The following is a 25,813-nucleotide window of genomic DNA, read 5'->3' as shown; positions in this document are numbered from 1 at the left end:
GGCGAAGGCGGGGGGCCCGGGGCGGGCCGGGTCGTCGAGGTGGCGATTCCCGTGGAGGTGGGCGAGCTTGCCGGGCGGCTGAGTGTGCCCCCGCAGCCGGCCGGGGTGGTCGTGTTCGCGCACGGCAGCGGCAGCAGCCGCAACAGCTCGCGCAACCGGTTCGTCGCCGACACCCTGGCGTCCGCGGGCCTCGCCACGCTGCTGTTCGACCTGCTCACCCCGGAGGAGGAGCGTGACGTCGGGAACGTGTTCGACATCGAGCTGCTCGCCCGGCGCCTGCTCGCCGCGACTGCCTGGCTGCAGCACGTACCGGCGACAGCGGCTCTGCCACTGGGCTACTTCGGCGCGAGCACCGGCGCCGCGGCGGCGCTGTCGGCCGCCGCCGAGGTCGACCCGCAGGCCGTCGCCGACGTTGCCGCCGTCGTCTCCCGGGGCGGGCGGCCGGACCTGGCCTGGGAAGCGCTGCCGGCGGTACGGGCGCCTGTCCTGCTCGTCGTCGGCGGGCGAGACGAGCAGGTCCTCGAGCTGAACCGGCGGGCGCGGGAGCGGCTCACCGGCTGCGCAAGTCGGCTGGAGATCGTGCCGGGCGCGACACATCTGTTCGGCGAGCCGGGCTCCCTGGAGCAGGTGGCCGCGCTCGCCCGGGACTGGTTCGTCGACCATCTGAGCCTGCTGGGCCACGCGCACCGCGCCTGATCAAGCCCATCCGTCCGAGTATCCGTGTGTAATCAGGTGCGCACTGCTCGAAACGAGGGAACGACGTGAAGGTGGGCGCAGGGCCCACCTGGGGCGGGGCGTCGGGCGGAGGGGGTAGGGATGACCTACATCGGTTCGGTGGTCAGTAGGCCGCCGGTGACCGTGGCGAGAGCCACCACGATCGGCGAGGCGGCCCAGGAGATGGGGCGAACGGGGGTCGGCGCGCTGCTCGTCGTCGACGACGAGCAGCAGGTCGGGGAACGGCTGGTCGGCATTGTGACCGACCGTGACATTGTGCTGCGCGGGGTAGCACGGGGGATCGGGCCGGACGGCCGGATCGACGCACTGATGACCACCGAAGTGATCACCGTGCCGGCCGGCATGGGCGTCGAACGCGCCTACGAGATCTTCCGTGACCACGCGATCCGGCGGCTGCCGGTGCTGGACGGGCGACGCATCGTCGGCCTGGTCTCCGTCGACGATCTGCTGATCCGTAGTGAGCGGGAGATCGCCGACCTGGTCCATCCGCTGTGCGACGAGACCTTCGCCCCGCACCGCGAGGCGGCATCGCCCGTCGTGACGGGACGGACGCCGGTCACGGCCACGACGGCCGGCACCACGACGGCCGGCACCACGATGGCCGGCACCACGACGGCCGTCCGCATGGCCGGTTTCGCCGCGCCCGCCCGTCGACAGACCGCTCTGCATGCGCATCCTGGCGACACCCTGGTGGTCCACAGCCACATTCCGAGGGCGCCGGATCGGCTCGGGGAGATCTTCGAGGTGCGGACGGAGGCGGGTGACCCGCCGTTCGCCGTGCGCTGGTCCGACACGGGGCACGTCAGCTTCGTGTATCCCGGCCCGGACGCGGAGGTCCGCTGCGTCGGCGAAAGGTCGGCCGCGGACAGCACCCACTAAGTGAGCGATTCCGAAGCCGGCCCTCCCATGCCGCAGGTCAGGCCTCGGTGGCCACCGCCTGGCCGGCCTCGAGGGCGATCGTGCGGTCGGCGAGGACCTCGGCGTCGGTCGGGTCGTGCGTGACGATCAGTACGGGCGCGGACAGCGTCGGCAGGACGGTCCGCAGGAAGGCGCGGACCTCCCCACGGGTCGTGCTGTCCAGCGCGGCAAGTGGCTCGTCGAGCAGCAGCAGGCGGGGCTCCGTGGCCAGCGCGCGGGCCAGCGCCACCCGCTGGCCCTGGCCGCCGGACAACGCGCCGGGCCGGCGGTCGCCGAGGTCACCGACCCCGAATCGCTCCAGCCACTCCTCCGCCCGGTCACGGGCGTGCCGACGGCTCTGGCCGAGGCGGGCCTGCAAGCCGAATGCCACGTTGTCGCGGGCGCGCAGGTGCGGGAACAGCAGGTAGTCCTGGAACACGACGCCGACGGGGCGGCGCTCGGACGGGACGAAACGTCGTTGCGCGGGGTCGTCGAGTACCTGTCCGGCCAGGGTGACCCGCCCCTCGTCGAGCGGGAGCAGCCCGGCCAGCGTGCGTAGCAGGGTGCTCTTGCCGGCGCCGCTGCGGCCCAGGACGGCGACCGTCTCCCCCTGGGCGACCTGGACGTCGACGGTCAGGACGAACTGGCCGCGGCGCACCGTCACCCGGGCATCGAGGCCACCCGCCGCCGGCGCCGGCGCCGGCCCGGGCCCGTGCTCGAACAGGCCGGCGTGCGGAGTCCCGGGCGTGCCGGCGGTCATCGGATGCCCGCCTCGGCGTCGGCGGTCAGCGGGGTTTCGCGCGCCGCCCGGCCTCGCAGCACCCGACGGGCGCCCGGGAACCAGCGTGCGCGCAGCGCCAACAGCACCGCGACGCAGACGGCGAGCAGGACGAGGGAAAGCGCGATGGCGGCGTCGGTGTCCGTCTCCAGAGCCAGGTAGACGGCCAGCGGCATCGTCGTGGTGGTGCCGGGAAAGTTGCCGGCGAAGGTGATCGTCGCCCCGAACTCGCCGAGGGCGCGGGCCCAGCACAACGCGGCCCCGGCGGTGACAGCGGGCGCGACCATCGGGACGGTCACCCGGCGAAACGTCATCCAGGGGCCCGCGCCGAGGGTGGCGGCGGCGTCCTCGAAGCGGCGATCGGCGCTGTTCAGCGCGCCCTCGACGGAGACGATGAGGAAGGGCATCGCCACGAAGGTCTGCGCGATCACCACCCCGACGGTGGTGAAGGGCAGGGTGATCCCGAACCAGTCGTCCAGGCGCTGCCCGACGATGCCGCGCCGGCCCAGCGCCAGCAGCAACGCCACGCCGCCGACGACGGGCGGGAGCACCAGCGGCAGCGTGACCAGCGCCCGGAGCAGGGAGCGGCCGGGGAACCTGGTCCGGGCCAGCAGCCAGGCCAGCGGAATGCCGAACAGCAGTGACAGCGCCGTCGCCGCGGTGGCGGTCTCCAGCGAAAGGAACAGTGCCTCGCGAACGTCATGCTCGGTGATCAGATCGGGCAACCCGGACCAGGGCGCCCGGACGAGCAGCCCGACGAGCGGCAGGAGCAGGAACAGCGCGGCGATCGCGCCCGGCACCCACAGCGCCCACGGCGCGCGGCGGCGAGTCTCCCGGCGGCCCGAAGGGCCCGAAGGGCCCGAACGGCCCGTATGGCCGCTACGGCCCGGCAGCCGGATGTGGGGCCGCCGGGCCGAGGCGGTCCACGGCGGCGAGGTACCACCTGGGCTCGTCATCGCCGGCAGGCAACCCTTCTCGCTGGTGACACTGGTGACGGTTGCGAAGCGGGAAGCCCGCCGAGAACGAGGTGGTCCGGCGCGGCGAGGGTCATCCGCCGCGGAATGGGTCACCCGCCGCGGAACGGGTCACCCGCGGGACCTGGGTCGGTGGGCGGTCAGCGGCGGTCGGGCATCTCGATGACGACGTTGGTCGACTTCACCGCACCGACGGCGAGGACGCCGGGTTCGAGCCCGAGTTCGTCGGCGGCCTCCCGGCTCATCAGGGAGACCAGCCGGTGCGGCCCGGCCTGGATCTCCACCTGGGCCATCACCGTGTCCCGGGTGACCCGGGTGATGATCCCGGGGAAGCGGTTGCGGGCGGATTCGGCGACGACGGGTGTCCCTGCACCGTTCTGGTCGCCTGCCATATCCTTGGCGAACTCCGCCAGGTTGGCACCCTCGATCGCCCGGCGACCGGCGTCGTCAAGGACGGTAGGTAGTCGGCCGCTGTCCGCCCACCGGCGGATGGTGTCGTCGCTGACACCAAGCAGCGTGGCCGCCTCACTGATGCGGAATCTCGGCATGCTTGTGATGGTAACCCTGCAGGTTCGGTGAGTTCGGAGCGGTTAACCCGAATTTGCGGTGATTTCGGTGGTGTATCGTCCGCTCGCGCGGAGTTTATCCGGTGGGAGACTGATGGGACCGGTCGTGGCCTCGACCGGTCCGTCCGCGGCGGGATGACCGGTTGGCGCCCAAGCATCCGCCCCTACGGGGCACGATGCGGATGTCACCCGTCCGCCGACCCCCGTTCCTGGAGCGCCCGTGACGCCGCCCACTCGTCCGTTCGCCACCGCCGGCACTGCCACCACCGCCGCCACCACCACTGCCACCACCAGCACCGTCGGCGGCCCGGCCGTCGACTCCACGGTCCCGGTCTCGGCGCCGGTGCGGATCAACGTCCGCGCGCTGCTCGTCGAGGGTGACCGGATCCTGCTTGCGAACGAACGCGGCCAGACGTGGTTCCACCTGCCCGGCGGCCAGGTCGAGGCCGGGGAGACGGTGCAGGGGGCGTTGCGTCGGCTGCTCGAGGAGCAGGCGAGTATCGAACCCGATCACCTGACGTTCGCCGGCTGCATCGAAGGAGCGACGGCCGGGGGCGGCGAGCGGGCCGGGGTGCTCGATGTCGTCTTCGCGGTCGACCGGTCCTGGGCCGCCGAGTTCGGCAGCCGGCTCGACGACCTGGACATCGTCTCGGCGTCGCTGGCGAGCCTGTCCGATCTGCACCTGCGCCCCGCCGCCCTGCGCCAGCTCATCCCCGAATGGCTGCTGCACGCCCGACCGGCCTGGTACGGGACGAGCGCCCGCTGACCGCCGCGGCGTAGTTGACCTCAATCCGACTTCAGGTTCTAGTGTTCGGCCTGGGCCTGGGCCTGGGCCTGGGCTCGGGGCCGGGGCCGGCGCCGGATCCCGTGTTCGCCGGCGCCGACCCCGGGCCACTCGGCTCCGACCGCGACCTGGAGGACGGATCATGTATGCAGTCCGGCTGCACGAGTTCGGCCCGGCGGACAATCTCCGCTACGAGGAGATCGACGACCCGGTGCCGGCGGCCGGCCAGGTGCGCATCGCGGTGGCCGCGGCCGGCGTTCACCTGGTCGACACCACCCTGCGCCAGGGCTGGGCCGGCGGCCTGTTCCAGCGCCCCGACCTGCCGACCATCCCCGGCCGGGAGGTCGCGGGCACGGTCGACGCCGTCGGGTCGGGCGTCGACGAGGGCTGGCTCGGCCGGCGCGTCGTCGCCCATCTCGGTCCCACCGGCCAGGGCTACGCCCAGCTCGCCGTCCGTGAGGTCGACAACATTCACCCCATCCCGGACACCCTCGACGCCCCCGCCGCCGTGGCGATGATCGGCACCGGTCGCACCACGATCGGCATTCTCGACGTCGCTGAGCTGACCGAGCAGGACGTCGTACTGATCACCGCCGCGGCCGGCGGCATCGGCAGTCTGCTCGTCCAGGCGGCACGCGGCGTCGGGGCGGCCGTCGTCGCCGTCGCCGGGGGAGCCGCGAAGGTCGCCGCGGCGCGTCGCCTCGGCGCCGACATCGCCGTCGACTACACCCTTCCCGACTGGCCGGACGCCGTCCGGGCCGCCCTCGACGGCCGCTCCGTGACCGTGACGTTGGACGGGGTGGGCGGCGCCGCCGGCCGGGCCGCCCTGGAACTGATCGGGCCGGCCGGCCGGTACTTCACGTTCGGCTGGTCGGCCGGGTCACCCACCGTCATCACCACCGAGGATGTGACGGAGCGTGGACTGCTGGTTGCCTCCGTCCTCGGGCCGAGGATGTTCCGCCGGCCCGGTGGGCTGGCGGCGCTGGAGGAGGCAGCGCTCGCCGCCGCGGCCCTCGGCACCCTGGTGCCGGCCGTGCAGACCTTCCCTCTGGTTGAGGCCGCGGCCGCGCATGCAGCCCTGGAGAGCCGAGCGACGACCGGCAAGGTCGTCCTGCTGCCCTGAATCCCACCGGGATCGTGCCGCCGCCGGCGGCCAGGAGGGGTCGGCGCCCGGGTCGGACATGCCGGCCCCGGGTCTGGACGGGTCGGACCTGGACCGCATCGAGGTCGTGGCGAAGGGGACGTTGGCGCCCGCACTGACCCGAGCGGTCGCGGCCCTGGGCGCGGCCGGCTGAGCGCGCTGGTCCTGCCGGTGGCTTCGCGGGGCAACTCACCTCCGGGGGCACGGTCGGCGCCGCTAAATTCACAGGGTGACCCACGATGCCGATCCCGATCGGCACGAGCCGGTTCATGGTGTTGCCGGTGAGGCGGTCGTCGGGCGAGGTGACGGCGCGGTCGTCGTCGGCGTGACGGGCCACCGGGGTCTCACCGGGGAGCAGGCCCGCTACGTGGCCGGGCAGGCGCGCCGGCTGCTCGCGCCCCTCGCCGGCACAGGCTTCACCGGGATCACCTGCCTCGCCGAGGGGGCGGACAGCGTCGTAGCCGACGTGATCCTGGCCCTTGGTGGCCGGCTGATCTCGGTGATCCCGGCGGACGGGTACCGGGATTTCCAACCGGCCGCGCATCTCCGGGACTTCGACCGGCTACTGCGCCGCTCCGCCGAGGTTGTCCGCCAGGACCGCCCGACCCCCGATTTGGCCAGCCTGATGGCCGCGAGCCGGGTTCTCGTCGACGCCTCCGACCAGATCCTCGCGGTCTGGGACGGCCTGCCGGCCCGCGGCTGGGGAGGCACGGCCGACGTCGTCGAATACGCCCGAGAACAACATCGGCCCGTGCAGATCATCTGGCCGGCCGGCGCCGTGCGCCGCCGACCAGCCGACGGCGGTCTCGTCAGCGGGGGGTGAGCGGGACGACGCCCACCTGGACCGGGGTGAGACCGGCCGTGTGGGCGGCTGGCGAACCAGGGGTGGTGCCGGCGGTCCCCGCGGCCGGCGGGGCGGCGGCCTGTGCCCGTGCCGGTGGTGGGGCCTGGGCCTGGGTCTGGGCATAGGCCTGGGGCTGGGCCTGAGCCGGTGCTTGCCGGGCCCGGGCTGGCTGTGGCTGCTGGGCAGCGGTGGCGGCCGTGCCGCTGGTTGCCGGCGGTGCTGCGGCCGCGGCGACGGGCACCGCCGGAAGGCGGCCGAGGCGGGCCGTGGCGCCGTTTGCAGTAGCCCCGTCGGCAGTGGCGCCGTCGGCCCGACCGACCGCCTGGGCCGCCTGGGCCGGGCGGGGCTGCGCGGCGGGCTGCCCGGTCGGCATGAGGGGGGTGACGAGGAGTCCCCGGGGCAGCTGAGTGTCCAGGCGCCCGGTGGTCGCCGGGGCGTGCCCGGCGCCGACCGCGGGCTGACGATCGGCCGGGGCCGACGGTGCGGCCGGCGTGCCGGCGTCCTCGGAGCGGCTGGCCGCGGCGAGCCGCAGCGTGTTCAGCGCGAAGTCCTCGGCGGCGAGATCCTCCTGCTGCTCGTACTCGGTCGGGGCGAGCGCCGCGTCGCCGCCGGGGCTGATCGGGGTGGCGGCCGTCGCCTCGGCGGGGTCCGTGGAATCCACCGGCGCGGAGGACGGGCGCGCCGCCGGGGCTCGGTCGGCGGACCGGCTTTCGGCCGAGCTGCCCCCAGAACGCGTCTCGTGCAGGGGAGCCTGCGCACCGGTGGTCACATCGTCGTTGGAAGCGCCCAGCCCCGCCGCGGTCGCCGCCGCCGCCACCGCGGCCGCCGCCACCACCGCGAACGCGGCGGCCGGGCGGACCCGAGGCCGGCGCCGGGGTTCCTCCACCGGGTCCGGCGAGGACGGTGGCAACCGCCGCACTCCCGTAGCGGCCGCCGGACGCTCGGCCGATGCCAGCCGCCCAGTCGGTGGCGGGGGGAGCATCGGCGACGGGGGCAGGGTCGGCAACGGTGGCAGCGTGAGGCTGATCTCCGACAGGCTGGCCAGGTCTGGTTGGCCGCCCCCGGGTGCGTTTCGGCGCCGCTCGGCGGAGCGGTTCCGGACGCCGCCCTGGTTGCTCGCGCGGGCCGCACTGTGTCGACCACCGCCGGTCTGCCGGCTCTCCCCGTCTCCGTCTCCGGGTCGGGACGGCGGAGTCGTGATCCGTGCGGGGCGCTCGGGCGTGGGGACGGGCTGCCTGCGGGGGATGGCGGCGGCTGTTGCGCGGTCGCGCCCGGCGCGGCCCGGGCGCGGGCGCGGAGCGGCAAGCAGGGCCAGCAGCTCGGAAACATCGGGGAGTGAGGCGCCGTCGGCCTGGCGCACCCGGGCCAGCGCGCGGCGCACCCCGGCGCTGATCGGGCCGTTCTGGTCGGGCCGCGGCGCGCGTCGCCAGCCGCCGCGGCCCGCCGGCTCCACCGAGCCGGACGCCTTGCCGGTGGCGGCCAGGTCGACGATGCCGGCCCAGGCCACGATGTCGGCGGCCGGTCCGTCCCAGCCGCCGGCCGCCGGTCCGTAGCCGTACCCGGGCACGTAGCCGCCGCCGGACGCGGCCCCAGTCGTGGCTGCCTGCCCGGAGGCGGCCGTGGACAGCAGTAGCGGGCGCAGGGCGGCGGCGATCCCCAGGTCGACCAGGCGGGGGCCGATGACGGACAGGACGATGTCCGTGGCCGTCAGGTCGCCCAGCGCGCCGACCGTGTGGTGGGCCGCGTCGATGGTCTCCAACAGGGTCCGGGCGAGCCGGTCGATCTCGTCGGCGGACAGCGGCCCTCGTTCGGTGAGCTCGCGGGCCAGGGTGGGACCGCCGACGAACTCGGTGACGGCGTAGGGGCGGTCGGCGTCGGGCGCGGCGTCGAGCACGCCGCAGGTGTGCGGCCCGGAAAGCACGTGAGCCCGGTCGACGGCCGCCGCGAAGCGGGCCCGCATGTCGGCGCGCAGGGCGTCGCCCGGGTGCAGGGCGCGGATGGCCACCTGCGCGCCGCCCGGCGCGCGCCCCAGGTAGACGATGCCTGTGATGCCCGCATCGAGGCGGCCGAGCAGCTGATAAGGCCCGAGCGCCGAGGATTCGCCGACGGCGAGTGGCGCGACGTGGCGAGGTAGTCGAGCGGTCATGGTGGGTGCCTCGAATGCGACTCGCGGATGGCCGGCGGCATGCAGCCTCTCCGACGGTAGCTACTCAGGTCGTGTCCGTGAAGGCTGCTAAGCCCGTTTCTTCGGGAGCATCCGGGTCGTGGCCGCCATGCCCACGAGGCCCGGGTCGGGCGCGGGCGCGCCGACGGCACGCGGGTGCGCCCGCCCGGCGCCCGGATGGGCGGCCTCGATGCCGTCGAGTAGCCAGCCCAGGGCATGTTCGAAGCGGGGGGTGAGCAGCCGGCAGCCGGCGGTCCGCAGCGCCTGCAGCCGCGGCAGCTCCTCGGCGGTGACGAGCTCGTCGAAACCCGGTTGCGGTTCCAGCGGCGGTGCAGGACCATCGCCGCGGTGGTCGGTGTGCTTGATCGGGGCGCGGTAGGCCTGGCCGCTGAGCTCCCGCAGCGTGCAGCCGACCACCAGGTCGCTGACCGAGTGGATGATGCGCACCTGCTCGTCCGGATCGTCGGTGATGCGTGACGCGACGGTGAGGTACTGCTCGAGGTGGCGGAGCTTGTTGGGCCCGAGGGTGGGGCGAACCGCGACGTTGAGCGCCCACGGGTGACGCTGGTAGGACTGCCTGGTCCGCTGGGCGATCTCGGTCAGCGCCGCCCGCCAGTCGGCCGGGATCTCCTCGAGCAGATGCCCGCTGAGGAACTCGTTCCACATCAGGTCGAGTAGCTCGTCCTTGTCGCGGACGTGGTAGTAGAGCGTCATCGTCCCGACGCTGAGGCTGGCGGCGAGCCGGCGCATCGACACGGCGGCCAACCCCTCGGCGTCGGCAAGCTCGATGGCGGCCAGGGCGAGCCGCTGGGGGGTCAGACTGGGCCGGCATCCAGGTGGAGAAACCTGCCCCGCTCGGCGCCTCCCGCCCGGCTCGACGGCCGGTTCTGTCGGCGCGGCCATGACCTCGTCACCTCCGAACACGCAGCCGAACAGCAGTTTTTGGCGTTGGTACATCGTACGGCGTAGTGTTGCTTCCAGTCCTCGTACGGTGTACGACGACTGGTAGGAGGGGATGTTGGGAATGGCGCATTCTGAAGGAACGGGCGCATCCGGCGTCAGCGGTCCCGATCAGGCGTCGGCGGCGGCGTCCGGGGGCGCCTCGTCCGCCGAGGCATCCGCCGCAGGTAGGCGGGGTGCGGCCGCTTCGGCGTCGCCGGCTCCCCGGGCGAAGTGGGCCGTGCTGGTGGTGTGCTGCCTGGCCCAGTTCATGGTGGTGCTCGACATCTCCATTGTGAACGTGGCATTGCCGGCGATGCAGACCGATCTCGGAATGTCGGCCAGTGGTCTGCAGTGGGTGGTGAACGCCTACACCCTCGCCTTCGCCGGGCTGCTGCTGTTCGGCGGCCGGGCAGCGGACCTGTTCGGCCGGCGCCGGGTCTTCGTGTTCGGGCTGGGGCTGTTCACGCTGGCGAGCCTCGCCGGCGGCCTGGCCCAGTCCGAGACGCAGCTCATCATCGCCCGAGCGGTGCAGGGTCTGGGTGGCGCCGTGCTGGCCCCGGCAACGCTGAGCCTGTTGATGACCTCGTTCGCGGAGGGCCGGGAGCGGACCAAGGCGCTCGGCGCCTGGGGTGCCACGGCGGCCAGCGGCGGTGCCTTCGGAACGGTCGTCGGCGGCATCCTCACCGACCTCGCCGACTGGCGGTGGGTGTTGTTCGTCAACGTGCCGATCGGGGTCGCGCTGGTGGTTGCGGCGCGCGTGGTGCTCGTGGAGTCGCGCGGGCAGGTCAGCCGCCTTCGCGACCTCGACGTGCCGGGCACGCTGACCGTGACGGGCGGCCTGGTCCTGCTGGTCTATGCGATCGTCCGCACGGAGACCTCCTCCTGGGGGTCGCCGGTGACGATCGGGATGCTGGTCGGGGCGGTCGTGCTCCTCGGCGCCTTTGTCGCGATCGAGGCCACCACGGCCAATCCGCTGGTGCCGCTGAACATCTTCCGCTATCCCGGGATCGCGGTGGCCAACGTGATCGCGGCGCTTCTGGGCGCGGCGATGTTCGCGGTGTTCTTCTTCCTCACCCTGTTCATGCAGCGGGTCCAGGGCGACAGCCCGCTACGTGCGGGGCTGTCGATGCTGCCGATGCCGCTGATGATCATTGTGGCGTCGCAGCTCGTCACGCGGACGATCGGTCGGCTCGGCCCGCGGCCGATCATCGTCTTCGGCGCCGCGGTGGGCGCGTCGGGGCTGCTGTGGCTGTCGGCGATCACGCCGGGCGGCTCGTACTGGTCGCACGTGTTCGGCCCCCTCGCGGTGATGGGCTTCGGCATGGGATGCACGATGGTCTCAATGGTCTCCGCGGCCACCGCGGGCGTGCCGATGCGGCTCGCCGGGCTTGCCTCCGGGCTCATCAACACCGGGCGGCAGATCGGTGCGGCCGTCGGCCTCGCCGCCGTCACGACGATCGCCACGCATCACACCGAGGGTCGGCTTCGGCACGGGGTCCCGCAGCCCGAGGCGTTGACCTCCGGGTACTCGCTCGGTTTGTTCATCGGCGGCTGCGTCTTCGCCGTCGGAGTCCCGGTGGCCTTCCTCCTGCCGCGGCTGCGCCGGCCGCAGCCGGCCGTCTCCGAGGTGCCGGCACCGACGCGGCCCGCCGACGGCGACCAGCAGGCAGTCGCCAGCGCCGCCGAGGTCTGACCTCGGGTCGTCCGTCTACCTTGCCCTTCCAGAGGGATAAATCAGACACAAAGCCCTCTGGAAGGGCAAGGAACGTCGGCTACAGGCTCGGCCGGTGGGCGCTGGCGTCAGCGGCGGGCGGAGCGCACCAGCCCGACGATCTCGGCGGCGGCACGCTGCACCCCGTCCGGGCCGAAGATCTCGATGCGGGCGACCGCGCGACCCTGACCGGCGTGGACCGTGCGGACCTGGAACAGGTGCCAGTCCCGTACGTCCAGGTCATCGAAGAACGTGACGGTCTGGGACAGCACCGCCGCGGCCACCTGCGGCCGGTCGGCCGGCATGGGCGGGATCCCCGAGGCCGTGAGCAGATCGGCAAGCGGCAGAACCTCGCATGAATGTGCCAGCAGGGCCCGCCACACCGTCGGGTCCTCGCCCGCATCGCCAATCCGCTGCCACTGGTCGAGCCGGTGCGGTTCCACTCGCGGCAGCACCCGGACCTCCCACGGCATCATCCGCCGATCCGGGAAGGGCACCGCGTCCGCCGGCCCCGACAGGTCCGCCCGGCTCATCTGCAGACTGAGGAAGTCCGGCTCCGAGGCACGCAGCATCACGTCCGCCCGGCAGATGTGCAGCGAGCCCTGCCGGAAGGACAGCGCCAGCGCGTCGATCGACCCGCCGTGCGCGAGACGCTCGACGTCGACCCAGAGCGGCTGCTGGCAGTCCCCGGGGCGAGAGAAGATCGTGTGCAACGAGTGCACCGCCTTGCCCGGTGCCAGGCGTTCCGCGAGGACGATCTGCTGACCGAGCAGCTGCGCGCCGAGGATCCCGCCGTGCGCGCTCACCAGACATCGGGCCGGCACCGGTGGAACATCCCCGCCGAGGTCCAACACCGCCAGCAGATCATTCAGCGTAAAGCTGCCCGGCGTCGGGGCGTCGATCGGTAGCGGCGACTCGGGCTGTGCGGACGAGGAACCGACTCGCTGCGGATCGATGGTCTCCACTGACCGTTCACTCACATCGCACCCCTTTCCCTGCGCGGGCCACCCGACCGCACGGTGAGGGACGCGATCACCCTGCGCCGCGGCTCGGCGCGGGCAGGTGACCGGTCGCCGCGCCGCCGACAGGCCGTCGCGCGTGGATCACGACTCCGCCCGGCGCGGAGCCTCGCGGGTCAATATCGACCCGTTCGGTGTCATGGGCCGGCCGCAGTGGTGTACGCCACGTCGCCACGAATCGCTTACCAGCACAAAAGCCGCAAAATATCCGGCCTCGCCTCTTTGTGATCTGTATACGGATCCGGATACGGCTCGGGATACAGAGTTCATCGGTGCGTTACGCGCCGGGCAGTGAGCGGAAACGGTGCCCCCTGACCCTCGCCTCCCTGCGCACCACGACTCGCCTTTACGCACCGCAACTGACTGTGGCGGGTGGATGAAGACGGCAACCGGTGCAGCCGGCGGGGGCGGGCTGGCGGGGGTGGTCAGGGGCTGGCGACGGGGGTGGGGACGGTGGTGGAGGAGGAGCGGCCGAAGATCAGGGAGACTTCCATGATGCCGTGGTCCTCGGTGGAGATGCCGGGGAAGCTCGGGTTGGGGATGTCGTAGTCGGCGAAGACGACGGGGAGCTGGCCGACCGTGCGGATCGAGGTGCCGTCCCAGCGCGACTGCAGTGTCATGGTGACCCGGTGCGTCTGGCCGCGCAGGACCAGATCGCCCTTCGCCGACACGGTCCGGGTGGTCTTCGAGTCGGTGGGGACGGTGCCGATGTCGACGGGCTCGGCGAGGGTGAACATCGCGGTCGGGTAGGTGTCGGTGTCCATGATCCGGCCGCGGAACTGGTTGTCCCGGCGGCTTTCGTCGCTGGTCACCGAGGCCATCTGCGCGGTGAAGGACGCCTTCGTGGCCACTGAGCCGGCGATGGTGAGCGAACCGGTGACTTCCTTCGTCCGCCCGGCCGCCGTCGTGTCCTGGCCGAAGAGCACCTCCTTGACCCGGTAGCCGACCTCCGAACCCCCGGCGATCGCCCAGGAGCCGCTCAGCGAGCCGGCCGGTGCTACCGATGCGTTCTCGCCCGGCTGCGCCAGGGAGAACTCCTCCGGGGCATCCTTCTTGATGAAATTGATGTAGACGGCCGTGCCGCCCACCACGAGGATCGCCAGCACGACGACGGCACCGAGCAGGACGAAGAGCAGGCGGGGGCGCCGGCGCCGGGACTGCGGGGCCGGTGCCTCGGGTTCGGTCATCGGAAGATCGTCCCTCTCGCCGTCGGCCTTGGCGCCGGGTGCCGCCGAGGTCCGCCCCTATTGGTTGTCCAAACAACGATGTCGTGAGGGGGTCATTGTGCCTCTCACCCGCCGGCGGCCGTCCCGGGGCCGGTGTGACCGCCGCTGTCGGTGGCGTTCTGCTTGCGGGCGTGGTCGTCCTGGTCACGGGTCTCGTGGTCACGGGTCTCGTGGTCGCGGGGGTGGGAGTCGTGCCGCTCGGGCGGGCGGACCCGGCCCTGCGTGACCGAGTTGACCTGCACCGACAGCCCGTCGTCGCGCACGTGCAGGGGGACGACGACGAACCGTCCGGTCGGCAGGTAGGAGCCCGCCGGCGGCGAGTCCCAACTGTGCAGGCCCAGCCACCAGCGGTGGCGGGAGTCGGCGAAGGCATGGGCGCCGCCGGGGCCGAAACCGACCTTCCCGCCGGTCAGCATTGGCTTCGGTGCCGGCTTGCAGGGGCCGAGCGGGCCGGTGCAGGAGGCGCCGGCGACCACCTGGCGACCGTTGAGTTCCGGCGCGGCGGAGTACACCAGGTGGTAGCGCCCGTCCTCGACGATCATCGAGGGACTCGCGACCCGCTTCTGCTGCCAGGGCACGCTCGGGCGCAGCAGCACCGCCGGCTCGCCGGTGAGCACCAGCCCGTCCGAGCGCAGCCGCTGGGCCCACAGTGTCGGGCCCGCGCCGCCGGGTCTTCCCGGGCTGCTCCAGGTGAGGTAGGCGTGCCCGACGTCGTCAACGAAGGGGCTCGGGTCGGTGCTGCCGCCGGCCGCGGTCTGGCAGACGAACGGGGCCAGCGACGTGTCCATGAACGGCTCGTCCAGGTCGTCCGAGGTCGCCGCCGAGATGCAGCGGATGCCGAGTCCGCGCACGGTTGTCGTGTAGTAGAGGACGTACGAGCCCTCGAACGCGCCGATCGCCGCCGGCCCCAGCCCGCCGCCCGGGTCGGCCCAACCAGGCTGCGCTGTCAGGGCGTCGGGCTCGGTGGTCCAGCTCCGGCGATCCCGGCTGGACAGCAGGCTGATCGTGTCGGGGAAACGCGGGTCCACACCGACGGCGTAGGCCGTCCGGTTGCGGGTCAGCAGGGTCGGGGCGGGGAAGTCGACGCCGGGGACGAGCACGGCCCGGGTCGAGGCGCCCGAGCTCGCCTTGGACAGATACAGCCCGACCAGCACGATGGCGATGACGACCACGGCCGGCTGGCGTCGGGCGAAGTCGACCAGACCACCGGTAAGGCCCTTCTCGCCCATGCCGCCACCATTCTCATAGTGAGTATCTGATGGCGGAGTGTATTCACGGTGGGGTGAAGTTGGGCGTCAATCGACTCCGCGGACACTTCCTGTCGCCTCAGGTGTCGCCTCAGGCGTCGTCGCGGACGCCGCGCCAGACGCCGGCTCGGCATCCGGCTCGGCATCCGGTTTGAGCGCCGGCTTGAGTGCCGGCTCGGGTGTTGGTTCGGCGGACAACCCTCGCAGCAGGGTGGCGCTGCGTGGGTTCAGCCCGACGAGGGTCACCTCGGTGCCGCGTTCGCGGTACTTCGCGCGGACGTCATCGAGGGTGGCGACCGCGGCGGAGTCGAGGACGTCGGCCTGGGCCAGGTCGACGACCACTCGGGCTGGGTCGCGGGCGTAGTCGAAGGCGTCGGCCAGGCCGTCCGTCGAGGCGAAGAACAGCGAGCCCTGGACCGCGTAGATCCGTTCGCGGCCCTCCGGGTCGAGGACGCTGGTCACCAGGGTCCGGTGGGCGACCCGGCGGGTGAACAGCAGGGCGGCCAGGACGGTGCCGACCAGCACGCCGTACGCCAGGTTGTGGGTGGGAACCACGACGGCGACCGTCGCGACCATGACCGCGGTCTCGCCGCGGGGCATCCGACGCAGCGTCGAGGGTGCGATGCTGCGCCAGTCGAAGGTCATCACCGAGACCAGGATCATCACCGCGACCAGGGCGGACATCGGGATGTGCCGGACAAGATCGCGCAGCGGAACGACGAGCATCAGCAGGAAGCCGCCGGCGGCGAAGGTCGACAGCCGGCCGCGACCGCCGGAGTTGACGTTGACGATGGTCTGGCCGATCATCGCGCAGCCACCCATCCCGCCGAAGAAGCCGTTGACGATGTTGGCGATGCCCAGGCCCCAGGACTCGCGGTTCGGATCGTGGGTGGAGTCGGTCATCCGGTCGACGATCTGGGCGGTCAGCAGCGTCTCCAGCAGTCCCACGGCGGTCAGCGCGACCACGTACGGGGCGATGATCCGCAGGGTTTCCCAGCTCAGCGGGACGTCGGGGATGCCGGGCACCGGCAGCGAGCTGGGCAGCCGACCCTCGTCCCCGACCGTCGGCACCGACACGTGGAAACAGACCGTGACCAGCGTCAGGATCGCCACCGCCACCAGCGGCGCCGGGATCGCCTTCGTGACCCGGGGGACCGTCAGCAGGATCGCCAGGCCCCCCGCAACCAGGACGTAGACCTTCCACGACTCGCCGATGACATGCGGCATCTGGGCGGTGAAGATGAGGATGGCCAGTGCGTTGACGAAGCCGATCATCACGGTCCGCGGCACGAAACGCATCAGCCGTGCCACCCCGAGCACGCCCAGCACACCCATCAGCAGACCGACCCCGACGGTGGTCGCGAGCAGGTAGTTCAGGCCGCGCTCGCGGACCAGCGGCGCGGCCACGAGGGCCATCGAACCGGCGGCGGCGGAGATCATCGCCGGCCGGCCGCCGGTGAACGCGATGATCACCGAGATGGTGAACGACGCGAACAGGCCGACCTTCGGGTCGACCCCGGCCACCACCGAGAACGAGATCGTCTCCGGGATCAGCGCGAGTGCGGTCACCAGACCCGCGAGCAGCTCCACCCGGACGTGGCGCGCGCCGGGCCAGCGCCGGGCCAGCGCGGGCAGGCGTAGCCCCCCGACGACCGCACGACGGCCCCCGGCCACCACGCCGGCGATCTCACGGGCGGAAACACCTGTCATGGCACCGGAACCTCGACGATCGACGGTGGCTTCGGCGCAGCGCCGAAGCCACCGGGGTGGGACCGGACCCTACTCACCCGCCGCCTCTTGCCACCACACTGTGCATCGACGGGACGGCGACGCAGCCGATGGGGACGGCGCACCCGTGGGGAGACGTAACTGCTCCCCGGGGAACGGAATACGGCGGCATCATCGCCCTGGGAACGGCTGCGGGGCGGTGTTCCCCCACACCTCAGGTGGACGACCGGCGGTACGGTCCGGTTAGTCGGATCTGACGATACAAAGTCAGTTTCGATGACGCGGCGGGAGGGTTCGACCGGTCATGCCCGGGGTGCCCCGAGCCGGGTCAGATCCTGCTGCATCTGGTCGATCTCGATCGACTGGTTGAGCACCATCGCCCGGGCCAGGCTGCGCGTCCGGTCGGAATCGGCGTGCTGCGCCGCGTACTGCGCCATCGCCAGCCCGCCACGGTGGTGGTGCACCATCAGGGCGAGGAACAGGACGTCGAGGTCATGGCCGTGGATCGTCGCGAGCCGCCGTAGTTCGTTCGGGGTCGCCATGCCCGGCATCCGGGCGGTGTCGTTGGCGGAGGCGGCCCCGCCGACCGACCCGCTCATGCCCGGCATGTCGCCCATGGCGGCCGCGCCGGTGTCGCCGTGCGTGTCGTGCTCGGCGCCCGCGCCCGTGCCGCCCATCCAGCGCATCGGTGCGCCGCTGGCGCTCTGGGCCCGCCCCCAGCCGGACAGCCACGTCGACATGATGCCGATCTCCCGCTGCTGGGTCAGCGCGATGTCCTGCGCGACGCTGCGGGTCGACGCGTCGCCGCCGCGGTCGAACTCGATCATCGCCATCTGCACGGCCTGCGCGTGGTGCTCGGACATGTCGCGGGCGAAGCCGACGTCGACGGAACCTTCCCCCGGGGGGCGGTCGAGCAGGTCGCCCAACGCCGAGCCGGCGGCCAGCAGCCCGGCAACCAGCACCACGACGACCGGGGTCCACCACAGAGCGGCCCGGCCCCGGCGACGCCGCGGGGCCTCGCCGGCCTCGCCGGCCTCGCCGGCCGGGGCAGGACCGGCTTCGGCTGCGCTCGGTCGGGCTCGGGCGGGGCCGGGTTCGCCTCGTGCGGGCCGGTCGTCCTGCCCGCGCGGCTCGGCTGACACGTCTGCGGGCGCGGTGGGGGCGGCGGGTAGGCCGCCCTCGGCGCGCAGCTCTGAATCGCTCATCGTCCGTCAAGTCTGACGTAGGTGCCGACGTTTTGCGCGCCGCCCCCCGCGGGGCGGTGGGTCAGACGTGTAGGTGGGAATTGAAGACGAAGGTCCGCTTGCCGACCTGGACCCGGGTCCCCGGCACCAACGGGGCGGGCTGGTGCGGGCTGAGCGGGGTCCACACGGTGGCCTCGGGTGGCGCGATGTAGGTGCCGTTGGCCGAGCCCTGGTCGGTGATCACGGCGTCCCAGCCGGTCAGGGTGATCACGGCGTGTACCCGGGAGACGGCGCTTTCGCCGTCCTCGACCGGCAGCGCCCGCGCCTTACCGGCCCGGACGGCGTCGTCCCGGTCGGGCTGGCGGCCGATGACCAGGTCCATGTCGACGTTCATCGTCAGCCCGTCGTCGAACACGAGCACCCCGACCGTCGGCCGCGGACCCCACACGGTGCGGGCGCCCTGCTGGGCCAGCGACAGGCCACACTCGGCGCAGTAGGGCGCCTGCGGGTGGTTGAAGTGCCCGTTCGCGCACAGGACCCCTTCGACCTGGGGCTCGGAGTTGCTGGGCAGCATCGTCGGGGCGTCGTCCTCGTCGATGAGGTCGGAGACGGTGAAGGTCTGCCCGGGAAGCTGGGTCATGGCGTCGTGCTCGTCGTCGGTGAGGTCGTCGTCGCTAAGGCCGTCCGACAGGGGCTCGGCGTGCCCGCCGAGCTGGCCGATGTGGCCGTTGGACGAGGAGTCGACCGAGGCGCGGCCGAGCGCCTCGCGCCCGGCGAGCTCGGTCGGCGGGTCCTCGTCGAGTTCGTCGAGTTCGTCGAGGTCGGCGGCCTGGGTGGGTTCCGCCGCCGCCCGGCGACGGTGCGCCTCCTCCTCCTCGCTGAGCAGCGGGGCCAGCGCCGGCGGGGTGGTCGACATCGGGTCGGGGGCACGCGCGCCCGGGGTGGGGATCGCCGCGGCACCGGTCATCGGGTCGCGCAGCGGATCGAAGGCGGCGAGCAGCTGCTCGGCCGACGCCTTGGGGACGGGCAGCGCGGGCGTGTCGCTGAGCAGCAGGCTCACCCCGATCCCGGGCACCGCGCCGAGCCGCAGGTCGAGGGGGAAACCGAGGTCGCCGAGGCCGCCGGGGAAGCCGGTCGGGTCGACGATGCCGGTCGGCCCGACGTCGATCCGGGTGATCTCGGTCGGCAGCAGGCGGTCGACCCAGGTGGCCGCGTCCACGCCGGACAGCGTCACCCCGGACGTGCCGGATGCCACGACGTCCATCGCCCCGTGGACGAGCGCCGCGACACGGTCGTTGACGGTGGTCAGCAGGCTGAAGTCGGGCACCCGGTCGGGGTCGGCTTCGTAGAGGACCCCGGCGACCCGGCGCGCGAGCCGGCGGCCCATGGTCGACGCGGTCGTGCCCACCTCCGCGGCCACCTCGGCGCACAGCCCGAGCAGTCTGCTGGTGATCTCGGCGGTCTCGGGCCGGTCGGCACGCGCGACGATGAGCGCGCCGGGCAGCCGGACGACCACCCCGGTCCGATCCGGGTGCCCGGACTCCACGACCACCCGAAAATGGTCCAGTCCCGCCATGACCTCGCCCCTCGTCCCCACACCCCGCGCCGCGCCGGTCTGCGCCGCCGGCGGCCTTGTGGCACATCCTCGCCGCTCGGTGCGGCCCGTCCGGTACGGGTCCTATCCTGCCGTGCTCGCGGGCCGGCTGGTACCGGCTTACCGTCACCGCAACCGGCGATGTCCGGGTCCCGACAGGCGATCGCGCGTCGCGGGCACGCCATCCGCCTGCCGGGTGGTGCGCGCGCAGCGGCGGCTAGCCGAGGGCACGGTCCAGGTTGATCGCCGCGCTGATCAGCGCGAGATGGGTGAAGGCCTGCGGGAAGTTGCCGAGCGCCTCGCCGGAGGAGCCGATCTCCTCGGCGTAGAGACCCACGTGGTTGGCGTAGGTGAGCATCTTCTCGAAGACCATGCGGGCCTCGTTGAGCCGGCCGGCCCGGGTCAGCGCCTCCACGTACCAGAACGAGCACAGGTTGAACGTGCCCTCGTCACCGGTCAGCCCGTCGCTGCCGTCGGCGGCGTAGCGACGCACCAGGCTGTCGCTGACGAGGTCCTCGCCGACCCGGTCGAGTGTCGACAGGAATCGCGGATCGGTGGGCCCGGAGAACTTCACCAGCGGCATACACAGCAGGGACGCGTCCAGCCGCGGTGAGCCTGGGAACTCCATGTAGGCGCCGCGGGTCGGGTTCCACGACTCGTTCTGGACGAACCGGTACGCCTGGCCGGCGAGCTCCTTCCATTCGTTGGTGGGGCCGGGCAGGCCGCGCTGGCGCGAGATGCGGCAGGCCCGCTCGAACGCCACCCAGGTCATCAGCGCCGAGTAGGTGAAGCGCTGGCGCCCGCCGCGGGTCTCCCAGATGCCCTCGTCCGGTTCCTCCCAGTGCTTGGCCAGCCAGTCGAGCTGGCGACCGAGGGCCTCCCAGAGCTGGAAGGAGATCGGCACCTTCTTGTTGTAGAGGTAGACGGAGTCCATCACCTCGCCGTAGATGTCGAGCTGGAGCTGCTCGGCGGCGGCGTTGCCGATGCGCACCGGCTTCGAGCCGCGGTAGCCGGCGAGATGGTCCAGGACGATCTCGTCCAGGTGGGCGTTGCCGTCGACGCTGTACAGCACGTACAGCCCGGAGTCCTTCGGCGCCTCGTGGCAGCGCTGCTCCAGCCAGTCCATGAACGCGGCGGCCTCGTCGGTGAAGCCCAGCGCCATCAACGCGTAGGTGGTGAACGCCGCGTCCCGGATCCAGGTGTAGCGGTAGTCCCAGTTGCGCACGCCGCCGAGTTCCTCCGGCAGCGAGGTGGTCGGCGCCGCCACCAGGGCACCGGTGGGTCGGTAGACCAGCAGCTTGAGAACCAGTGCGCTGCGCAGGACCATCTCCCGCCAGCGGCCGTGGTAGCGGCTTTGCCGCAGCCACGACTGCCAGTAGTTCAGCGTCCGGGTGAACAGCGTGTCCGCCTCACCGGTGATCAGCGGACGGATCGTCGAGTTCCATTCGAGCACGATGTCGGCGGTCTCGCCGGTCACCAGGTCGAACTCGGCGTACACGGCGGTGCCGTCGACCCGCAGCGGCAACGCCGTGCGCAGCACGAGGGTGCCCCGCGCCGATTCGAACACCGCCCCCGACCCGGGGACCAGCGTCACCGTGTGCGCGGCGCGCCCATAGTCGAACCGAGGGTCGCAGCGCAGCCGGAACGTCGCCGTCCCGCGCACGGCTCGGGCCTGGCGGACGACGACATGCGGGGTCTCCGCGACGTCGCTGTCCACCGGGACCATGAAATCGACGACCTCGCCGACCGCCCGCGGGGTGAGGAACCTGGTCATCAGGACGTTCGAGTCCGGCAGGTAGAGCTGCTTGGCCGGCGAGTCCGGGCAGTGGATGCGAAACGACCCGCCGCGGTCGGCGTCGAGCAGGCTCGCGAAGACCGACGGCGCATCGAAGCGTTGCGGGCAATACCAGTCGATCGTGCCATCCGTGGCGACGAGAGCCACGGTACGCAGGTCGCCGATGACCGCGTGCTCCTCGATGGGCGGATAGTCGGTGTCGGGCATTCGTAGGCTCCGCGAGGCGTGATTGGCCGAGTTTCCGACCAGGGGTTATGCGGGGGACAGGCCAGGGAGGACGCCACCGCGCGATCACGACCCGCCGCCGAGTCGCTCGCGTCCTGGCGGCCGCCGCCGGTCGCCACCCGATCGATGGCAACCAGGCGAAGGTAACCCGCCGGGGCGGTCCACGCCCATGCCTGGCGATAAGCCAAAAGAAGGGCCCGGCCCGCCGTGTGAATTCACGATGTCGGCGATGCGTCGGCGCCGGGTCCGGATCGCGTCGGCGGAGGTCACCGGGCCGGTGGAACCCCCGGCGTCCCCGGCGGTCCGTGGGGGCCGCCGTCGGCGGCGGTGTCACCGTTCGCACCCCGGTGGGGGGTCTCGCCGCTCGGGCGTTCCAGGCCGCCACCTACGATCACGCCATGGCCGCCCACCCTCCGACCGCCGAGGACGGTCGTGCCGCGCTGGTGATGTTCGCTCGGGGCGACCGGGTTTTCCCGGTCGACGATCTCGGCGGCGGAATCTGGTCGCGGCGCGGCACTGTGCTGGCCGTGCACGCGGCCGGGCGCCGCGAGCCGGCCGAGCAGCCCGGGTCGGTGCGGGTCGAGTCGAGTCGAGGCATGGCGCCGGTCACCGCGCGTGCGACGGTCCTCTGGGATGACGGTAGCGCCGAGGTGCTGGCCGAGGATCAGCTCTGCCTCGTCTACGACCAGGAGGCCCCCGTCGGCGTCCAGGTCGTCACCCTACCGATGGTCGAGCCGGTGGACGTCGTGCAGCACGGCGGGCACGTCGTGCTGGTGCTGCGCGACGGCCTGGTCTCGCCCGCGGTCGTGGAGTCGCTGCGCGACAAGCTGCGTCGGGTGCGGGCGGCGCTGACCCCCACGGGGCCGGACCACGCCTCCGCGGCCGAGCTGCGCCGACGGGACCTCGACCTGCTGCGGGCGTTGATCGCGCAACTCACCGGGGGCGCGTCCGAACCCCACTGACGGGTGCTGGCGGTGCTGGCGGGTGCTGGCGGTGCTGGCGGGTTCTCGTGGGCGCCAACGGCTGGCAGACGCGGCCGGTCTGGGTCGTCCGGCCGCCGCCGTCGGGACGTCCGGGTCAGGACGTCGAGTACGGCCCGGGGCGCACTCCGCCCGGGCCGTAGGCGTTGCCGTTCATGCCGGCCCGCGGCTGCTCGGTCATCGCCTGGCTGACCTTCGACGCGATCGCCTCGGTTAGCCGGATCGCCTGCGTGAGGGACAGGTTCAGCACGATCTCGCTGTCATCGGTCATCGCGAAGCGCACCGACACATCGGCCATGGTGGTTCCTCCCAGTCTCGGTCCGCCCGACACCCGGCTCCGGTAGGTGGAGGCCGGAGGGAGACTCGCACGGGCGCTGCCTGCCGTGCGGTCTCGGGGCATGACCGCCCCACCATCCCCGATCGGGATCTCACGCCGTACGAGACCCCCCCTGTCATCTTCACCGGTGAGGCTGCTAGCGGTGCGCTGTTCCGACTCTGGGTGATCAGTCAACTTCAATGGCTCCCGTTCATGTGCGCCGGTCCGGACGGGAATGTCCATTGGTGATGGTGTCATCGCTTTGAGTGTTCTTCGAGGGAATCGCGGCGAATCTAGTGAGAGAGATCACACCAGGCCCACGGGTATCCGGCCGGCGCGCCGGGCGGGGTTCCCCGACTCGGATCCATCAGATCCAGCCGGGGAACCACATCCTCGCCCGCCAGGAGGAGTAAGGGATCACCTGCGCGGCGAGGATCGGGTAGAAGTACGCGAACAGCAGGACGACGACGATCGTGTAAACCCCGACCGTCAACGCGCCGGTCAGCCTGCGGGCGTCGGAAGCGCTGCGCGGGCCGAGCGCGAGCCCCGCGAGGGCCGTGATCCCGAGGACGAGGAACGGCAGGCACGGCAGCGCGTAGAAGAAGAACATCGTGCGTTTCGGGAACAGCAGCCACGGCAGGAACGCCGAGCCGAAGCCGACCAGTACCAGGGCGGCCCGCCAGTCCCGCCGGGCCGCCCACCAGGCGAGCATCCCCAGCAGGCCGGCGGTGCCCACCCACCACACCGCCGGATTGCCCAGCGCCAGCACCTCCCGGGAGCAGCCGGCCGGGTCGTGGCAGCCGGGCGTCCCGTAGGCGGGCGACGAGTAGAAGTACGCCACCGGCCGGGCCATCACCAGCCAGCTCATCGGGTGCGAGGCGAAGTCATGCCCCTGGTCGAGGCCCTCGTGGAACTGCAGCACCGCCATCTGGTACTTCCACCAGCCGTGCACCGCCGCGCCGAACCCGTTGCCGTAGAAGTGCCGGTAGTAGCCGCCGTCGGTGACGAACCAGCCCGTCCAGGTGGCCAGGAACGTCGCGATCGGGACGACGACGAACGTGGCGGCCCAGGCGGGCAGGTCCCGTCGCAACGCCCCCAGCACGGGCCGCCGCGCGCCGCCGGTGCGCCGTGCGCCGATGTCCCAGGCGATCGCGAGCGCCGCGAAGCCGATGATCGTGTAAAGCGCGCTCCACTTCACGCCCATCGACAGACCGAGCGCCACCCCGCAGGCCAGCCGCCACCGGCGCAACCCCAGCCGTGGCCCGTAGAGCTCGCGCAGCCGATCCTGGTGCTCCGCCGCGGCCGCTGCCGTGGCCTCCGCCTCCGCTGCCGTGGCCTCCGCTGCCGTCGCCGTCGTCTCCACCGCGCTCGCACTGTGCGCGCCGTCCGCATCCGTCTGCGCGCCATTCGCGCCCGGGAGGCCGCCGGCTACCGGGGGCGCCGGACCAGGTCGCGGGGTCGCGGCGGCGATCAGGCGGTCGGCGAGCCGGGCGCGCCCGTCGTCGCGGTCGAGCAGCAGGCACGCCAACGCCACGACGACGCCGGTCATCAGGAAGATGTCGAGGATCCCGATCCGGCTCTGCACGAACTCCAGGCCGTCCATGGCGAGCAGCAGGCCCGCGAAGCAGCCCAGCAGGGTCGAGCGGAACATCCGCCGGGCGGCGCGGGCGAGGACCAGCACGGCCAGCGTGCCGAACAGCGCCGAGGAGAACCGCCAGCCGAGCTCCGGGTCGCCGTGCGGGACTCCCCCGCAGTTCGTGTACCCGAACAGGCCCTCGGAGGCGGCCATCAGCCACTTGCCGAACGGCGGATGGACGACGTACGCCGGCCCGGAACAGGACTTCGAGTCGATCTCGTAGCCGGCGGTGAGCAGGCCCCAGGCGTCCTTGGTGTAGTAGACCTCGTCGAAGTACACCCCGCGCGGCTGGGTGACGTTCCAAAAGCGCAGCAGCCCGGCCAGAACCGTGACCGACAGGGTCGCCAGCCACCCGGCCAGCGGGGAGCCCGGCATCGGCGGGCACAGCCGCTCGCGCAGTGCCTCGGCCCGGGACCGCTGCGGTTGGAGTGGGTCAGGACCGGACACCCGCGGCGAGTCGCCCCCTCCGCTCGTGTTCCAGGGCAGGTGGGCCGTCGTCGCCGTCACACCGATCAGGGTAGGTCCTGGCTCCTGACAGACTGAGGAGGTGTCCGGGACCCTGGTGCTGTGCGGCGCTCCGATCGGTGACGTCCGGGATGCGAGCCCACGCCTCGGTGAGGTCCTCGCCACGGCGGATGTGATCGCCGCCGAGGACACTCGGCGGGTCCTCCGGCTGGCGCATGCGCTGGGCGTCACCATCTCCGGACGGATTGTTTCCTGCTATGACGCGGTGGAGGGCGCCCGTGCCGCGCTCCTGACCGACTACCTGCGCGAGGGGGCGACCGTCGCCCTCGTCACCGATGCCGGGATGCCGGCGGTGTCCGATCCCGGCTTCCGGGTCGTCGCCGCGGCCGCCGCCGCCGGCATGGCCATCACCGTCGTGCCCGGCCCGTCCGCGGTGACCGCCGCCCTGGCCGTCAGCGGCCTGCCCACCGACAGGTGGACCTTCGAGGGTTTCCTGCCGCGCAAGGGTGCCGACCGGCGTTCCCTGCTGCGCGAACTCGGCGGCGAGACCCGCACCATGGTGTTCCTCGAGTCCCCGCACCGGCTCCCGGCGGGCCTGGGCGACCTGATCGCCGCCTTCGGCGCCGGCCGCGCCGCGGTGCTGTGCCGGGAACTGACCAAGACCTTCGAGGAGATCGTCCGCGGCGACCTCGCGGCCCTGCTCGCCTGGGCCACCGACGGCCGCACGATCCGCGGGGAGTTCACCCTGGTGGTCGCCGGCGGCGCCCGGCACCGTCCGGTGACCGTCGACTTCGCCCCCGCACAGGCGGCGGCGACCGAGGCCGCCGAGCTGGCCTCGTCCGCCCCCGCCAGCTCGTCCGCC

Annotated in this window: 22 protein-coding genes; 8 read left to right on the top strand and 14 right to left on the bottom strand. The window is 72.6% G+C overall.

Translation table 11 applies throughout. From position 1 onward, the window contains the following. A partial coding sequence (locus NBZ83_RS13740; RefSeq protein WP_261575102.1) for a dienelactone hydrolase family protein occupies positions 1–696 on the top strand: 696 nt, incomplete at its 5' end. Between the two features lie 120 nt (positions 697–816). Beyond that, entirely contained in the window at positions 817–1,614 is a 798-nt protein-coding gene (locus tag NBZ83_RS13735) for a CBS domain-containing protein (RefSeq protein WP_261575101.1), read from the top strand. Between the two features lie 37 nt (positions 1,615–1,651). Here the strand turns inward: NBZ83_RS13735 and NBZ83_RS13730 are convergent, their stop codons facing one another. From NBZ83_RS13730 to NBZ83_RS13720, 3 genes are all read right to left on the bottom strand, one after another. After that, the gene (locus tag NBZ83_RS13730) at positions 1,652–2,392 is read right to left on the bottom strand and encodes an ABC transporter ATP-binding protein (RefSeq protein ID WP_261566794.1); all 741 of its coding nucleotides are present in this window, start codon (positions 2,390–2,392) and stop codon (positions 1,652–1,654) included. Further along, the gene (locus tag NBZ83_RS13725) at positions 2,389–3,366 is read right to left on the bottom strand and encodes an ABC transporter permease (protein WP_261575100.1); all 978 of its coding nucleotides are present in this window, start codon (positions 3,364–3,366) and stop codon (positions 2,389–2,391) included. Before NBZ83_RS13725 ends, NBZ83_RS13730 begins: the two co-directional genes overlap by 4 nt. Positions 3,367–3,524: 158 nt before the next feature. After that, positions 3,525–3,932 carry a TOBE domain-containing protein gene (locus NBZ83_RS13720; RefSeq protein ID WP_261566792.1) on the bottom strand — a complete coding sequence of 136 codons (408 nt, stop codon included), beginning with the start codon at positions 3,930–3,932 and terminating at the stop codon, positions 3,525–3,527. A 238-nt stretch (positions 3,933–4,170) separates the two neighbouring features. On the opposite strand from NBZ83_RS13720, the gene NBZ83_RS13715 reads away from it, so the two are divergent. The 3 genes from NBZ83_RS13715 (at position 4,171) to NBZ83_RS13705 (ending at position 6,698) form a co-directional block, all read left to right on the top strand. Then, the gene (locus tag NBZ83_RS13715; RefSeq protein WP_261566791.1) at positions 4,171–4,716 is read left to right on the top strand and encodes an NUDIX domain-containing protein; all 546 of its coding nucleotides are present in this window, start codon (positions 4,171–4,173) and stop codon (positions 4,714–4,716) included. A 160-nt stretch (positions 4,717–4,876) separates the two neighbouring features. Beyond that, the gene (locus NBZ83_RS13710) at positions 4,877–5,857 is read left to right on the top strand and encodes a zinc-binding dehydrogenase (RefSeq protein WP_261575099.1); all 981 of its coding nucleotides are present in this window, start codon (positions 4,877–4,879) and stop codon (positions 5,855–5,857) included. A 247-nt stretch (positions 5,858–6,104) separates the two neighbouring features. Further along, on the top strand, positions 6,105–6,698 hold the full coding sequence (locus tag NBZ83_RS13705) for a hypothetical protein (RefSeq protein ID WP_261575098.1): 594 nt from the start codon (positions 6,105–6,107) through the stop codon (positions 6,696–6,698). On the opposite strand, the gene NBZ83_RS13700 is transcribed toward NBZ83_RS13705, so the two are convergent. Together NBZ83_RS13700 and NBZ83_RS13695 are read right to left on the bottom strand one after the other, a co-directional pair. After that, positions 6,685–8,865 (bottom strand): hypothetical protein, encoded by a 2,181-nt coding sequence (locus NBZ83_RS13700; protein WP_261575097.1) that lies wholly within the window; start codon positions 8,863–8,865, stop codon positions 6,685–6,687. The genes NBZ83_RS13705 and NBZ83_RS13700 overlap by 14 nt on opposite strands. Positions 8,866–8,952: 87 nt before the next feature. Further along, entirely contained in the window at positions 8,953–9,786 is an 834-nt protein-coding gene (locus tag NBZ83_RS13695) for a TetR/AcrR family transcriptional regulator (RefSeq protein WP_261575096.1), read from the bottom strand. Positions 9,787–9,907: 121 nt separating this feature from the next. Here NBZ83_RS13695 and NBZ83_RS13690 point away from each other — a divergent pair, with 121 nt between their 5' ends. Further along, positions 9,908–11,518 carry an MFS transporter gene (locus tag NBZ83_RS13690; RefSeq protein WP_261575095.1) on the top strand — a complete coding sequence of 537 codons (1,611 nt, stop codon included), beginning with the start codon at positions 9,908–9,910 and terminating at the stop codon, positions 11,516–11,518. A 107-nt stretch (positions 11,519–11,625) separates the two neighbouring features. On the opposite strand, the gene NBZ83_RS13685 is transcribed toward NBZ83_RS13690, so the two are convergent. The 7 genes from NBZ83_RS13685 to NBZ83_RS13655 form a co-directional block, all read right to left on the bottom strand. After that, positions 11,626–12,516: an acyl-CoA thioesterase gene (locus NBZ83_RS13685; RefSeq protein WP_261575094.1), complete on the bottom strand. Its 891-nt coding sequence runs from the start codon at positions 12,514–12,516 to the stop codon at positions 11,626–11,628. Between the two features lie 464 nt (positions 12,517–12,980). Further along, complete coding sequence (locus NBZ83_RS13680) at positions 12,981–13,742, bottom strand: YceI family protein (RefSeq protein ID WP_261575093.1); 762 nt, start codon at positions 13,740–13,742, stop codon at positions 12,981–12,983. A 104-nt stretch (positions 13,743–13,846) separates the two neighbouring features. Further along, entirely contained in the window at positions 13,847–15,010 is a 1,164-nt protein-coding gene (locus NBZ83_RS13675) for a family 43 glycosylhydrolase (protein WP_261575092.1), read from the bottom strand. 66 nt (positions 15,011–15,076) lie between these two features. Further along, a complete protein-coding gene (locus tag NBZ83_RS13670) occupies positions 15,077–16,738 on the bottom strand; it encodes a SulP family inorganic anion transporter (RefSeq protein WP_261575091.1) in 1,662 nt (553 codons plus the stop codon). Between the two features lie 320 nt (positions 16,739–17,058). Further along, positions 17,059–17,961, bottom strand: coding sequence for a DUF305 domain-containing protein (locus NBZ83_RS13665; RefSeq protein WP_261575090.1), 903 nt, complete (start codon positions 17,959–17,961; stop codon positions 17,059–17,061). 61 nt (positions 17,962–18,022) lie between these two features. Continuing rightward, positions 18,023–19,516 (bottom strand): FHA domain-containing protein, encoded by a 1,494-nt coding sequence (locus NBZ83_RS13660; protein ID WP_261575089.1) that lies wholly within the window; start codon positions 19,514–19,516, stop codon positions 18,023–18,025. A 235-nt stretch (positions 19,517–19,751) separates the two neighbouring features. Further along, positions 19,752–21,536: a glycoside hydrolase family 15 protein gene (locus NBZ83_RS13655; RefSeq protein ID WP_261570485.1), complete on the bottom strand. Its 1,785-nt coding sequence runs from the start codon at positions 21,534–21,536 to the stop codon at positions 19,752–19,754. A gap of 416 nt (positions 21,537–21,952) precedes the next feature. Between NBZ83_RS13655 and NBZ83_RS13650 the strand changes: the two genes are divergently transcribed. Next, positions 21,953–22,516: a hypothetical protein gene (locus tag NBZ83_RS13650; RefSeq protein ID WP_261575088.1), complete on the top strand. Its 564-nt coding sequence runs from the start codon at positions 21,953–21,955 to the stop codon at positions 22,514–22,516. 115 nt (positions 22,517–22,631) lie between these two features. On the opposite strand, the gene NBZ83_RS13645 is transcribed toward NBZ83_RS13650, so the two are convergent. After that, positions 22,632–22,832, bottom strand: a complete 201-nt coding sequence (locus NBZ83_RS13645) for a hypothetical protein (protein WP_009741926.1) — start codon at positions 22,830–22,832, stop codon at positions 22,632–22,634. 385 nt (positions 22,833–23,217) lie between these two features. Continuing rightward, positions 23,218–24,993, bottom strand: coding sequence for a dolichyl-phosphate-mannose--protein mannosyltransferase (locus tag NBZ83_RS13640; protein WP_261575087.1), 1,776 nt, complete (start codon positions 24,991–24,993; stop codon positions 23,218–23,220). A gap of 40 nt (positions 24,994–25,033) precedes the next feature. On the opposite strand from NBZ83_RS13640, the gene rsmI reads away from it, so the two are divergent. After that, positions 25,034–25,813: 16S rRNA (cytidine(1402)-2'-O)-methyltransferase (gene rsmI / locus NBZ83_RS13635; RefSeq protein ID WP_261575085.1), on the top strand; the 780-nt coding region annotated here is incomplete at its 3' end.

The sequence above is a fragment of the Frankia gtarii genome (assembly GCF_025403375.1).
Taxonomy (GTDB): Bacteria; Actinomycetota; Actinomycetes; order Frankiales; family Frankiaceae; genus Frankia; species Frankia gtarii.
This window is presented reverse-complemented; position numbering and strand designations above follow the sequence as displayed.

Bases quoted from the DNA above. Each gene is read 5' to 3' on its own strand.
- NBZ83_RS13735 (WP_261575101.1), top strand. From the start codon at position 817: ATGACCTACATCGGTTCGGTGGTCAGTAGGCCGCCGGTGACCGTGGCG.
- NBZ83_RS13730 (WP_261566794.1), bottom strand. From the start codon at position 2,392: ATGACCGCCGGCACGCCCGGGACTCCGCACGCCGGCCTGTTCGAGCAC.
- NBZ83_RS13725 (WP_261575100.1), bottom strand. From the start codon at position 3,366: ATGACGAGCCCAGGTGGTACCTCGCCGCCGTGGACCGCCTCGGCCCGG.
- NBZ83_RS13720 (WP_261566792.1), bottom strand. From the start codon at position 3,932: ATGCCGAGATTCCGCATCAGTGAGGCGGCCACGCTGCTTGGTGTCAGC.
- NBZ83_RS13710 (WP_261575099.1), top strand. From the start codon at position 4,877: ATGTATGCAGTCCGGCTGCACGAGTTCGGCCCGGCGGACAATCTCCGC.
- NBZ83_RS13700 (WP_261575097.1), bottom strand. From the start codon at position 8,865: ATGACCGCTCGACTACCTCGCCACGTCGCGCCACTCGCCGTCGGCGAA.
- NBZ83_RS13695 (WP_261575096.1), bottom strand. From the start codon at position 9,786: ATGGCCGCGCCGACAGAACCGGCCGTCGAGCCGGGCGGGAGGCGCCGA.
- NBZ83_RS13690 (WP_261575095.1), top strand. From the start codon at position 9,908: ATGGCGCATTCTGAAGGAACGGGCGCATCCGGCGTCAGCGGTCCCGAT.
- NBZ83_RS13680 (WP_261575093.1), bottom strand. From the start codon at position 13,742: ATGACCGAACCCGAGGCACCGGCCCCGCAGTCCCGGCGCCGGCGCCCC.
- NBZ83_RS13675 (WP_261575092.1), bottom strand. From the start codon at position 15,010: ATGGGCGAGAAGGGCCTTACCGGTGGTCTGGTCGACTTCGCCCGACGC.
- NBZ83_RS13670 (WP_261575091.1), bottom strand. From the start codon at position 16,738: ATGACAGGTGTTTCCGCCCGTGAGATCGCCGGCGTGGTGGCCGGGGGC.
- NBZ83_RS13665 (WP_261575090.1), bottom strand. From the start codon at position 17,961: ATGAGCGATTCAGAGCTGCGCGCCGAGGGCGGCCTACCCGCCGCCCCC.
- NBZ83_RS13660 (WP_261575089.1), bottom strand. From the start codon at position 19,516: ATGGCGGGACTGGACCATTTTCGGGTGGTCGTGGAGTCCGGGCACCCG.
- NBZ83_RS13655 (WP_261570485.1), bottom strand. From the start codon at position 21,536: ATGCCCGACACCGACTATCCGCCCATCGAGGAGCACGCGGTCATCGGC.
- NBZ83_RS13650 (WP_261575088.1), top strand. From the start codon at position 21,953: ATGGCCGCCCACCCTCCGACCGCCGAGGACGGTCGTGCCGCGCTGGTG.
- NBZ83_RS13645 (WP_009741926.1), bottom strand. From the start codon at position 22,832: ATGGCCGATGTGTCGGTGCGCTTCGCGATGACCGATGACAGCGAGATC.